The organism is Photobacterium lutimaris (assembly GCF_003025555.1).
In the GTDB taxonomy this organism is placed as follows: Bacteria; Pseudomonadota; Gammaproteobacteria; order Enterobacterales; family Vibrionaceae; genus Photobacterium; species Photobacterium lutimaris.
The window spans coordinates 345,171-356,915 of the sequence record NZ_PYMH01000004.1 but is presented as its reverse complement, the minus strand read 5'-3'; the positions used below and the strand labels follow the sequence as shown (position 1 = coordinate 356,915).

Sequence of the window (11,745 nt, the reverse complement as noted above, 5' to 3'; positions counted from 1 at the left end):
CGAATATATAGAGATGTTCTACAACGTTAAACGTAGACACGGTTCCAATAACCAGTTGTCGCCTGTAGAGTATGAAAAGCAGTACAAAGAGAGGCTAACTAGTGTCTACTGAGTCGGTGGCTATTCATATTTCTCAGCTTTTATTCCCTATAATGAGTACAAACTTCCTCATCAAACATCTTCCACAGGCCTTAGATACGATATAATTCATCGCTTTTTCTTAAGGCACGAGGCACTGAAACACGAAAAATCAGAACTAAGTGCAAACCTGGAAAGAAAATGGTCATACCTTGCCAGCATTGAAAGTTTCAATTGGGTAAATACAAAAGATGTTCGGCAAGTTGAGTGGCTGATTAATTACATCGACAGCCACCAAGGCATTCAAAGCAGTGTTACCAACAGCTTAGATCCTAAATCACAAATCTTGGCCGAACGTCTCAACCTAGCGATATACCAGTTCGATAATTGGAATGTGTCCCCTGCTGATAAACAACTTCTCATCATCAAAATGAAAAGAGCCTGGAGCCAAAAAAAGCGCCGCGACAAGCTAGAAGGTCGCAAGGCATACAGTATACTTATGAGTACCGATGTTAAGTCTAAGTTAGATGAAATGGCCTATGAGCAAGGCTGCCACCGCAACACCCTACTGGAAAAAATCATAAACGATAGCTACAACACATTTAAAGGCATTGGTTCAAAGTGGTAATAGGGCCTATATAAGACATCCCAACTATTCGCATGCAGTAGAAAATGTTAATATCATCACATTAATTGCTGATGTGGCTATGGGTGACTTGAACTTTGCCTTTGGTACCCAAAAATTGAATTTCATTACTTGGTACCCCACTTGATACCCCACCAGCCTAGCCATAAAAATAAAAGGTATATTTTTCAAATGGTTAACAACAAAATTCAATGGTTCCCGGGTCACATGCACAAGGCCCGCAAAGAAATTGAAGAAGTCCTACCGAAGGTAGATGTGATCATCGAAGTACTTGATGCCCGCATTCCATTCAGTAGTGAAAACCCACTGATTAAAACCTTCCGCGAAAAAAACAATAAGCCGGTTGTTAAGGTTCTGAATAAGCGTGACCTTGCTGATCCTGAAATGACACAGCTATGGATCGATCACCTAGAGAAAGAGCAAGGTGTTAAGGCACTGGCGATCACTACAGAGAACGTCAGCGAAGTCCATAAAATCATGGATCTTTGCCGCAAGCTCGTGCCACACCGTGAGGAAATGGGCAAAAACATACGTACCATGATCATGGGCATTCCGAATGTGGGTAAATCCACCATCATCAATACCCTTGCTGGCCGTACCGTTGCTATCACGGGTAACCAGCCGGCAGTAACCCGCCAGCAACAACGCATCAACCTGCAAAACGGTATTGTGCTGTCTGATACCCCTGGGATCTTGTGGCCAAAAGTTGAAAACCCGCACAGTGGTTTCCGTCTGGCGGCAACAGGCGCGGTTAAAGACACCGCGATGGACTACATTGATGTTGCCTTCTTCACTATTGAGTACCTAATTAAGGCATACCCAGATCTGATCAAGGCGCGTTACGACCTTGATGAAGACGAAGTCTCTGACAGTGAAATCGAGTTAATGGAAGCCATTGGCCGTAAACGTGGCTGTTTAAGATCGGGCGGACGTGTCGATCTTCACAAAGCTTCTGAAATTCTGATCAACGAACTACGTAACGGCACGCTGGGCCAAATCACCATGGAACGTCCGGAGATGATCACTCAGGAATTGATTAACGTAGAGATTGAAGCCGAGAAGAAAGCAGAAGAAAAAGCGAAGAAAAAAGAAGAACGCCGCAAGCGCTACCTGAAAAACAAGCGTTGATCTTATCGCCATATTCTCTTCAAGGGACATAAGTGAGCTTTAAGCTGGTGACTTTCAATATACCCGTTTTCAACTCCTCGCTTTCAAACCCTCACATGTGAATGCATGTGGGGGTTTTTCATTTCCAACCATCCCAATACCCTCCCTATATCGCACACTGGTTGCGGTATAGAGCGAAAAGTTAGAAAATAGCGATCATTCGTTTTACGGTGAAACTTTTCCGACCTAACACGGTCTGAATGACATTGTAAGTTCTCTCTTGGCTAAAGTGGCAAAGAGACCATAAAATCAAATTCTTACTGAGATCGTTAATGAGCCAAGCGGTAAACCAAAACCAAGCAGCCAAATATACCTTGCTGTTAGTGTTGGTCGTGATTTTTGTCTGTTCCGGGCAAAATTTCGGCTATACAACCGCGTGTGCAGCCAATGATCTAACCTCTAGCCAGATAAGTCTGCCAACCGACGCGACGTTCGTATCGAGCCAGATGAATGACTCGACAGATCATAGTAAATGCTCGCTTTCTGATCACTTATTGCAAATGCATCAGCACTCCGTTGAGCATGCTATCGTTAGTTTGTTTATCGTTGTAATGGCTTTGCTGATCTATGCTGCTATCACCCAAGCAACCCCGATATTCACAGAACCCATCCACCCCACACGGCGGCGTCACCTGACGTTGTGTGTGTTCCGAGAATAAAACAAAGCCAATCATGTTCATGTATTGCGTGAGTTCGCTTTTGTTATTCCTGGAGTTATTACATTGAAAAATATGATTATTAAACGATTATCCTTACTTACCACTTTGATTGCTTTGGTGGGTAGCCTTTTCTCATTCTCAGCTTCTGCCATCGAGTATTCAACCGGTTGGTTACAGAACCCTGACCATCCTCCTGTCGAGCTTCGTTATATGCTGACAGGACAACAAAACCCTGAAACAAAGACAGTCGAAGCCCTATTAGAAGTTAAGCTAGACGGTGATTGGAAAACCTACTGGCGCAGCCCGGGTGAAGGTGGCGTGGCTCCCTCTATCGATTGGTCGTTGTCGAATAACCTCGAAAATATTGACTGGCATTGGCCGATGCCAAAACGCTATGAATTTCTAGGCGTCGAGACCCTCGGTTATAAACACACCATTATTTTTCCGATGACACTACATATTGAAGATATGTCAAAGCCTGTTTTTCTATCAGGTATCTTAACCATGTCTTCCTGCACCAATATTTGTGTGCTAACTGATTACGAGATCACGCTGGATTTCACCCCCGCCGATCTAACTGCATCTGAACAAGCAATGCACTTGTACAACCAAGGGATGAGTCGCGTACCCACAGAACAACCAAGCGTAGCGATCAAAGCGCTGTCGTGGGATAAAGACAGCAAGCTCATGTCAGTCGTTGCCACCAATATCCTTGGCTGGAACCAACCTGACGTATTTATCGATGGTGAATCTCAGAACGTTCAAGACGCGTCATTCCTAAAGCCAACCGTTCAGGTAAATGGTAATACCCTAACGGCCCAAATGAAGGTAAGTAGCTGGTTCGGAGAGCCAAAACTGCTTGGTGAAACACTGAATGTCACCATCAGTGATACTGATTTTTCAGTTGAAACCCAAGGCATTGCCACTGATACCCCTGTTACCCTGACAGCCAGTAGCAACAACTTGCTTGAGATTATCGGCATTGCCCTGTTAGGCGGTTTGATCCTCAATATCATGCCGTGTGTTTTGCCTGTTCTCGGTATGAAACTCAGCAGCGTTATTGCCGCCAAAGGGCTCAAGAAACGTCAAATCCGCATGCAATTCCTATCTTCAGCGGCGGGTATTCTCACTTCATTCTGGCTACTGGCTGGCTTTCTGATTGTGCTCAAATTATCAGGCCAAGCTCTGGGCTGGGGAGTACAGTTCCAAAGTCCATACTTTATCGGTGCCATGGTGATGATTACCGCACTGTTTGCCGCGAATATGCTGGGCTTATTCGAAATTCGTCTATCAAGCGGCACCAGTACCTGGCTGGCAACAAAAGGCGATGATTCCTACTTGGGCCACTTTGTTCAGGGTATGTTTGCGACCCTGCTAGCAACACCATGCAGTGCGCCATTCCTAGGTACCGCTGTTGCTTTTGCACTGGGTGCCGACGTTATCACCTTGCTCGCCATCTTTACCGCCCTTGCAATCGGCATGGCTGCCCCTTGGTTGGTGATTGCCCTCTTCCCTCGACTAGCCCGGTTACTACCAAAGCCAGGTATGTGGATGGGTAAGCTCAAAACCCTCTTTGGTTTAATGATGCTGGCTACAAGCCTTTGGCTACTGAGCCTAATGGCGAACTTCTTTTCCACATTTGCGGTTGCCCTGGTGGGTGTATTATTAGTCGTTGTACTGCTATGGCGATTAGGCAAGATGAAAGGCCGTAAGCCCGTTATTCTGGCCATGGCATTCATCATCGTTGGCACTGGTGGCGGACTGATCGCTGGCAGCATGACAGCCAACAATTGGGCAACACCATTAGCACAGGATCACGCTTGGCAACCGCTTAATATTGACGCTATACAGCAACAGGTTAGCCAAGGCAAAACCGTCTTTGTCGACGTAACAGCTGATTGGTGTATTACTTGTAAGGTCAATAAAGTCAGTGTCCTGCTACAAGATCCCGTCTATTCTGCCCTTGAACAAGACAATATCGTATTGATGAAGGGAGACTGGACCAAGCCATCTGACTATGTCACCGGATTCCTACGCTCCAATGGGCGCTTTGGCGTTCCGTTCAACATTGTATATGGTCCCAAGGCACCGACGGGGGTTGCACTCCCTGTCATTATCACCAACAACGATGTTATCAAGGCGATAGAAACAGTAAATGGTACAGGGGCTGAATAATGGCTCCATCTTCGTCAACTGACAGCAAAGCCAAACCATCCAGAGTCGTACGATTTCTAAAAGAAGCCGGTTTGATGCTACTGCTTTTGATCGCCGTAACGACGGGCCTTGATCTATGGCGAAGCCAAAGTATGCCGCAAGGCTCGGTGCCTATTCTGGTTGCTCAATCAACCAAAGGGGAAGAAATCGACCTGATTGCCCGCAGTCATGAAAAGCCCGTGATGGTGTATTTCTGGGGTACATGGTGCAGTGTGTGCCGTTTTGTCAGTCCTACCATTAATTGGCTGGATGGAGACTACGATGTCGTCTCAATTGCCGTAAACTCGGGCGATAGTCGTCGAGTCAACGGCTACCTTGACCATCACGGTTATGGTTTTACCACCATTAACGATAGCCATGGTGTGTTAATGAAGCAATGGGGGATCTCTGCGGTACCTTCTATCTTCATCATCAAAGATGGTCAGGTCTCTTCGGTAACCACCGGCTTTAGCACTCCGCCGGGCCTATGGCTCAGAATGCAATTGGCATCCTGAAAATAATGTCAAACACAAACAAACAGCCCAGTCTAAGACTGGGCTGTTTAATATAAGGAACGCATCTTTAGTACAAAAAAGCACTAGTTACTCCCATTCCCAATGCCTACCTTCATGGCCGTCTGAAAACATCATTCGATACCCACTAATATTCCTATGAGGAATGTCCTGCATGATTTTATGAAACTGCTTAGCATCAACGTGGATCAGATTTTCATGATCCCCCGACTCGATGAACAGTTCATCTTGATCAAACAACATATCATCAACCAACATATCAATCTGATAAGGTTGACCGATTGACGGGACCGCACCGGGCTCACAATCTTGGAAAATTGAGGTAAGTTCATGCTCACCAACAAGAAAGAATTGTTTCCCCATCATGCGGCTGATCTTATCTATCATAACGCGGCGATTAGAAGGAACGACTGCCATCAAGAACTCACCTTTCTGATCTTTTAGCAGCACAGCCTTCGCGACCTGTGATGTGGGTACATGGGCCGATATGGCCGAGCTAAATGACGTATCGGTATGTTTATGTCGAGTTAAACTAAAGTCGACATTGTGGCTATTGAGGAATTGCCCTACTGTCAGTGCCATAGCCATAAGATCACCTCCTGATCATTCATCAAGCCGCTTCCACCAACAGAAAACAGACCTGATGGAAACTAGACTTACAGCCTCAGTATGGAAGGAGATAGCCAATTTCGCGAGTAAATTACGCCCGAGACTCGTAAACAATTCCTCACAGGTTAAGGCGTGTTGACTCACCCTGACTTCTGGATCACACGCCTCGCTTGCCAGTACGTACTACGCCAGTAGGGGTTTTTTAGGTTCGAAATCATAACACCTTGTGATGTTGAGGCATGAAGGAAGCGGGATTCGCCGAGATAGATACCTACATGCCGTAAGCTTCGCCCGGTCTTGAAGAACACAAGGTCGCCCTCTTTCAGCTCCGTAATTGCAACCCAATTACCCTGCCTTACCTGTTCACCTGTTGTTCGTGGCAACTTCTGCTGGAAAACTTCTGCCAGACCAACTTGTACAAATGCAGAACAATCAATCCCCGCCTTGGAGGTTCCCCCTAAGCGATATGGCGTGCCACGCCACTGTTGGTAGACTGAATCAAAGGAGGGCGACTGATTAATCGGAACATTCATCTCAACAAATTCATAGCGAGGATGATTTGTCTGCTGAGCCTCTGAATTAGCATCACTCCCGGCTGAATCAGGAGAAGAGGAACAGCCTGAGAGCCAGATTGTCAAAGCCAGTGATAGCGACAACTTCTTCACTGTAGTTGACTCCTTTGCTACGTCAGAAAAGCCTGACTATGAATTTTTTGTGGTAGTAAGCTACTAGATTAGTCAATTCAAGCAGATTAAAAAACATTATTATTGGTTCGAGTTAAAAAATTGACATAACTGATGAGAAAGACAGCAAATAGCTTTAATTGTTAGACAAAAAAAATGGCTGACAATTGTCAGCCAACAAAACTCCACACAACAGAAGAGATAGATACCATGCACTCCCCCAACCAAGGAAAGCATATCGTATCTATCGAGAGTATTTATCGCTTTAACTCAGCCACTTATCCAGTACTTTTTAGCTAGTACACCCACAACTGCGAGCAACTTCACGCTGCCCCCCACTGGCGTGCACTATTTTGTCAATTCTTACTTGTTTATCTACTTATTTGTTTTTATTAAGAAAGTTATCAAGAAGAAGACACTAACCTCACGCCAAAGCTGAACAAAAAACAAACAACTGTTACACTTCATTAATTATTTGGATAAAACATGCGCTTATCTACTGGTCATACATCTAAAAAGATTTCATAATGCACACAGTTTTCATTAATCGCTAAGGAGTAAGCGTGCTTGCATTCTTCCGCATTTTCCTCGCGGCCATTTTCATTATTTTCACTACTCTCTTCGCTCTGGTTTACTGCACCTTGTTTAAACCTCGCGATCCTAAGCACGTACATTTTTTCTGTCGCTGGTTCAACCAACTTCAGCGTATTGTTAACGTTGAGCTTATTCACCGCGGCCAAGAAAAGATTGCTGACACACCTAAAGCCGTTTATGTGTCTAACCACCAGAATATCTTCGACTTTGTCACCTCTCCAGGCATGCTTCCACCTCGAGCCGTCTCAATCGGTAAAAAAAGCCTGCTGTGGATTCCTTTCTTCGGCCAACTGTATTGGATTACTGGCAATATCTTAATTGACCGTGAAAACAAGTCGAGTGCCCGCAATACAATCCAGCAAGTTGCCGATGCTATCCACAAGCGTAACCTGTCGGTATGGATGTACCCTGAAGGAACACGTAGCAAAGGTCGTGGCCTGCTTCCGTTTAAAACAGGGGCCTTCCGCATGGCCATTGAGGCTGGCGTCCCAATCGTACCTATGTGCGTAAGCTCGGTTCACAATAAGATCTCCCTGTCGAACCGTGACAATGGCATTGTCATTGCCGAAATGATGGAGCCTATTGATGTCTCTGGCTACGAGCTTAAAGATGCCCGCGAGTTGGCAGAACATTGTCACCGGTTAATGGAACAAAAAATTGCTGAGCTGGATACCGAGGTTGCTCAATTAGAACTCGCTCGATCTGGTGATGACGTGAGGATCAGCTCATAGCGTTATACCCGATGAATGCAAACAGGCTTGCCATGAGGCAAGCCTGTTTTGTTTGAAGTTGCTCAGCCCTGTTCGACTACTTATCGGTCAGTAAATCAAACCCATTTTTTAACTGCTCACTTTGCAAGATCCGTCCGTGTCCTAATCCCTCTGTCGCGATCAGTGTGACGTGTTGATTCTCACTTGCGAGTTCAGAATAGGCAAAAGAAGCAAACCGATCATATTTGTCATGCACTATCACCGCTTTGGCTTGTCGACCATTTAAGCGTTCGAGTGGATTAATACTCTCTAACGGATATTGATATTGCACGGCAATATCATCAACCACACCATGAAACAGTTTCATCGAATAACCAGACAGCTTAACTGTCGATACAAGGTTTTCGGTATAGTTCAGTACAGGAGCCACCAGCAGCACCGGCTTGTCTTGCAATAGTGGATGCCGACTCTCCAATACCATTGCACCACCCATGCTATGAGCGACAACACCCGCAATAGACTCCTGCTGTGCCAAGATACTGTCAAAAGCAGCAACAAAGCCCGGTAAATGGCCAAATTGCCCTTCACTCTCGCCATGGGCCGGGTTATCGAACGCTAACGCCCTGTAGCCTGAATGGGCGATGTGCTCCATCAGCGAATAAAATTGCCGAGCAGAGCCTGACCAGCCATGGCCCAATACCCATGTCGGGCCTTCTCCGAGACTGTATGTCATCATCATCCCTTCTGATGTCTTAATAGGGTTACGAACCATGCCAACAGGTTCTTCCATGGCCTTGTTGCTTCTCGCTGGCGTCAATAGCACCTTACGGGCAACACGTTTAGCATGCTCAGGGGCAATACGGTGATGCAAACGGGTCGTCAGGTTAATTAGCTTCCTGCGCATATCAAAGCCTTGGCTTTTCTTGAAATAAATTTTACTGCTCATTACTGTTATCACCTTAAAATAGAACGACCGTGCTTTTAATGTTGATGTTTATAATCGTCAAAACAAACTGACTAATACAGGGCTTACTGGAACGACGGCACACGCCACTGAGCGAACAGTGCATCCACTCCTTGCCAGAAGCGCTGATGATCGTCAGTCTCCAGTTCCATACTGAGAAACAAGTGGCTACTCAGATACACCCCATATAACTGGTATACACACTGCCAACTATCCAGAGTCGGTACAAACTCACCTTGCAGCTTACCTTGCTCAAGCTGCCGGTAAAGATAATTGAGCCAGCGCTTTGTCACCGCTTTAAGCCTTAGCTGAACAGACTGCTCTTTGTCACCGTGCTCCGTCCAAGCATCGAGAAACATACAACTGCCCTGAAAGGAGCGATTCCATGCTAACCAATTTGTTAGCAACACCCTCAGCTTCTGCTCAATAGACTCAGGACGTTGTAACCTTGCAGGTTGTATCACCCGCTCCACAAATAGCTCACCGGCATAGTCGAGAACTGCAATTTGTAAGTTTTCTCGTGAGTTAAAATGCGAAAACAAGCCGCTTTTCGACATCTCTGACGCTTTGGCAAGCTGCCCAATCGTCAAGCTATCCAGCCCCTCTCGGCTCGCCAATGAAAACGCTGTATGCAAAATATGCTGCCGGGTTGCTTCTTTTTTACTCATTAGCTGCGAATCCATATGTCAGGACATCTCTTTAGCGGTGTCACCATTATTTCTCTCAGTATTTTTTAGCACGATCGTACTTTTTATGAAAGTTATTATTTTGAACAACTTGATATAATGTTCAGTCCTAGATAGACGCGCGCTATCTAAACAGGCAATTAACGTTCAGCGAAACGGAACAAGCTGTCTATGTGGATCGGACAGTTCCCTACCTGATGAACGATATCTTCAGCTTGCTTAAGTGAATCGTAACAGCAAGGGATCCCATATGTATCCGTGATAGGATATTCATTTCCCTCACCATCAATAAAATTCACACTCCAGCCAGCACTTAGATAGTCATGTACCAAGCGTGCTTCAACAATTGCATTGTCTGCCATTAACTTACGACACTCTGACAGGATCATAATACCCTCCTCGCAGAAAGAGGCCAAATCCCCCATAGTCACCTCTGACACTCATGATCTAGGCTGGGAGCTCTGGCTCATCGAATGTTCAGTAAAAGTATAGCAAGGCTACAAAAAAGGCTACCAGATGGTAGCCTTAAGAGTGATTGCAGAGCGGGGACGATTACAGGTACATCTTCGCTACATCAGAAGGCTCAGACTCTGAACCCTCAAGCTGAACTGTCCAGTTCAATCCAACCAGAACACCATCTTCAGACAGTGTAATCATCCAATCTTCAACAAAAACATCTAGCGGGATCATTACAGCGGTAAACTCAGCCCACTCATCCACACAGTGAACTTTGGCATCGGCTTCATTCGACCAGAACGGCATTACTTCAGATTGCTCGAACTCGCTAGAGTCAACAGAAAGCCAGTCACCTTCTTCGTTACAAAGTCCCCATACTTGCTGAGTATCTTTGGTTTCTTCAACAAACAGATCGCAATTTGCCTTAATATCTGTGGTTAACTTAGTCATTCTATTCTCTCTTATAGATATTGATATCCAAGTCGCTTGGACAACATCAGTAACTTGATGTGGAGTATACTCAAGTGACTTCAAGTTACAGGATTCAGAGCCTCATCAATGGGTCCATATTTGACACCGAAATAGACGTATTGATGAACTCCCAAAGGGCGAGTTTACTTGGATGTTATGTCGCGTTAGCCATTTTAGATTTAGAATCGCTAGATCTGCAAATCGCTGCCTTGCCTAACATCTAAGTCTTTTCCGCTGAACAAAGCACTTCGAAATTACTTGGGTATCATAATACCAGAGATTTATGGCAGAAGATGTACAAAATCTCGCTATATCTGCTGCTAACTACATCAGATCATTACCTGTTTGGTGTTTGGGTCGAGAATTGAGATACCGCTTTTCAAAGAAATGTATCCAGCAAACCTTCGCCTTGTATTGAATAGGCTAAAACCTCTAAATATTGAACCTTGAAGTAACTTGGGTATAGATAGCTATACTTGTTTAGATCACCGGCACAACAACCCCAAACGGGCAGTAACAGAGGGCAAAACATGGCAACCGTTGACTGGCTATCAAACCTTTGTAATCAAACTATTTTGAATCCACGCTCTCACCTGGTAGAAGCCCATGAATATATTGGTGAGCATGGTGAAAGAAAGGTTGCTGTTGACTGTGCCTGCGGGAACGGTAGAGACACCTTATACCTGCTTGAACAAGGTTATCATGTGTACGCTTTTGACAACGATCGCCCTCGCCTAAAATCCCTTTCAGAACACCCTTTGTTGGGCGCCCATCCGAACCTTGATATTCAAATCAGTAGTTTTGCCGATTATGAGTTCCCCCGAGCAAACCTGATTAATGCCAGTGCTTGCTTGTTTTTCTGCACGCCTCATGACTTCAACACACTCTGGGGCAATGTCTCCAGCAGCCTCAAAAAAAGTGGGATTTTTTGCGGACACTTCTTGGGAAAGGAAGCGTTAGAACCTAATGAAAAGTTACCGATCCTCACCCATAGCCAATTCGAACTCGAGCAATTATTTGCGGATTTTTACATTATTTCTTGGAAGAAAAAGCAAGAGTATTCAGCCAACCTAACAGGTAAAAAACGGCTCTGGCTAATCCACACCATCATCGCGATGAAAAAATAGTCTCTTAAAATACACCGCCAGCAATCAATAATTTAAAGGTAAATTATTCACCTGACTAATAACCAAAAAACCACCAAATAATGTTTAAATTTTGTTCTTATTTGGCGAATTCTATGCCAGAATAGCATTCTCCCAAAAGGTTTCACCCACGCTCTCTGCCGTATAAACC

At 45.1% G+C, this 11,745-nt stretch carries 14 protein-coding genes; 8 read left to right on the top strand and 6 right to left on the bottom strand.

What is annotated here, in order from left to right; translation table 11 throughout:
• The 6 genes from C9I99_RS12020 to C9I99_RS11995 all read left to right on the top strand — a co-directional run.
• A partial coding sequence (locus C9I99_RS12020) for an IS3 family transposase (protein ID WP_146151177.1) occupies positions 1 to 112 on the top strand: 112 nt, incomplete at its 5' end.
• Positions 113 to 424: 312 nt separating this feature from the next.
• Complete coding sequence (locus tag C9I99_RS12015) at positions 425 to 706, top strand: hypothetical protein (RefSeq protein WP_107349118.1); 282 nt, start codon at positions 425 to 427, stop codon at positions 704 to 706.
• 189 nt (positions 707 to 895) lie between these two features.
• Positions 896 to 1,852, top strand: a complete 957-nt coding sequence (ylqF, locus tag C9I99_RS12010; protein WP_107349117.1) for a ribosome biogenesis GTPase YlqF — start codon at positions 896 to 898, stop codon at positions 1,850 to 1,852.
• A gap of 311 nt (positions 1,853 to 2,163) precedes the next feature.
• Positions 2,164 to 2,550, top strand: a complete 387-nt coding sequence (locus C9I99_RS12005; RefSeq protein ID WP_107349116.1) for a hypothetical protein — start codon at positions 2,164 to 2,166, stop codon at positions 2,548 to 2,550.
• 72 nt (positions 2,551 to 2,622) lie between these two features.
• Positions 2,623 to 4,725: a protein-disulfide reductase DsbD family protein gene (locus tag C9I99_RS12000; RefSeq protein WP_107349115.1), complete on the top strand. Its 2,103-nt coding sequence runs from the start codon at positions 2,623 to 2,625 to the stop codon at positions 4,723 to 4,725.
• On the top strand, positions 4,725 to 5,258 hold the full coding sequence (locus C9I99_RS11995; protein ID WP_107349114.1) for a protein disulfide oxidoreductase: 534 nt from the start codon (positions 4,725 to 4,727) through the stop codon (positions 5,256 to 5,258). The genes C9I99_RS12000 and C9I99_RS11995 overlap by 1 nt, the downstream gene beginning before the upstream one ends.
• A gap of 87 nt (positions 5,259 to 5,345) precedes the next feature.
• Here the strand turns inward: C9I99_RS11995 and C9I99_RS11990 are convergent, their stop codons facing one another.
• A complete protein-coding gene (locus C9I99_RS11990; RefSeq protein ID WP_107349113.1) occupies positions 5,346 to 5,864 on the bottom strand; it encodes an aminoacyl-tRNA deacylase in 519 nt (172 codons plus the stop codon).
• Positions 5,865 to 6,025: 161 nt separating this feature from the next.
• Positions 6,026 to 6,550 (bottom strand): NlpC/P60 family protein, encoded by a 525-nt coding sequence (locus tag C9I99_RS11985; protein ID WP_107349112.1) that lies wholly within the window; start codon positions 6,548 to 6,550, stop codon positions 6,026 to 6,028.
• Positions 6,551 to 7,131: 581 nt separating this feature from the next.
• Between C9I99_RS11985 and C9I99_RS11980 the strand changes: the two genes are divergently transcribed.
• Positions 7,132 to 7,893, top strand: coding sequence for a 1-acylglycerol-3-phosphate O-acyltransferase (locus C9I99_RS11980; RefSeq protein ID WP_107349111.1), 762 nt, complete (start codon positions 7,132 to 7,134; stop codon positions 7,891 to 7,893).
• A gap of 76 nt (positions 7,894 to 7,969) precedes the next feature.
• Here the strand turns inward: C9I99_RS11980 and C9I99_RS11975 are convergent, their stop codons facing one another.
• The 4 genes from C9I99_RS11975 to C9I99_RS11960 all read right to left on the bottom strand — a co-directional run bounded on the left by C9I99_RS11975 (position 7,970) and on the right by C9I99_RS11960 (position 10,428).
• Positions 7,970 to 8,818 carry an alpha/beta hydrolase gene (locus C9I99_RS11975; protein ID WP_107349110.1) on the bottom strand — a complete coding sequence of 283 codons (849 nt, stop codon included), beginning with the start codon at positions 8,816 to 8,818 and terminating at the stop codon, positions 7,970 to 7,972.
• Between the two features lie 83 nt (positions 8,819 to 8,901).
• Positions 8,902 to 9,504: a TetR/AcrR family transcriptional regulator gene (locus tag C9I99_RS11970; protein ID WP_107349133.1), complete on the bottom strand. Its 603-nt coding sequence runs from the start codon at positions 9,502 to 9,504 to the stop codon at positions 8,902 to 8,904.
• A 158-nt stretch (positions 9,505 to 9,662) separates the two neighbouring features.
• A complete protein-coding gene (locus C9I99_RS11965; protein ID WP_107349109.1) occupies positions 9,663 to 9,911 on the bottom strand; it encodes a hypothetical protein in 249 nt (82 codons plus the stop codon).
• A 163-nt stretch (positions 9,912 to 10,074) separates the two neighbouring features.
• Positions 10,075 to 10,428, bottom strand: coding sequence for a DUF2750 domain-containing protein (locus C9I99_RS11960; protein ID WP_107349108.1), 354 nt, complete (start codon positions 10,426 to 10,428; stop codon positions 10,075 to 10,077).
• Positions 10,429 to 10,979: 551 nt separating this feature from the next.
• Here C9I99_RS11960 and C9I99_RS11955 point away from each other — a divergent pair.
• Complete coding sequence (locus tag C9I99_RS11955; protein ID WP_107349107.1) at positions 10,980 to 11,576, top strand: class I SAM-dependent methyltransferase; 597 nt, start codon at positions 10,980 to 10,982, stop codon at positions 11,574 to 11,576.
• Positions 11,577 to 11,745 lie beyond the last annotated feature (169 nt).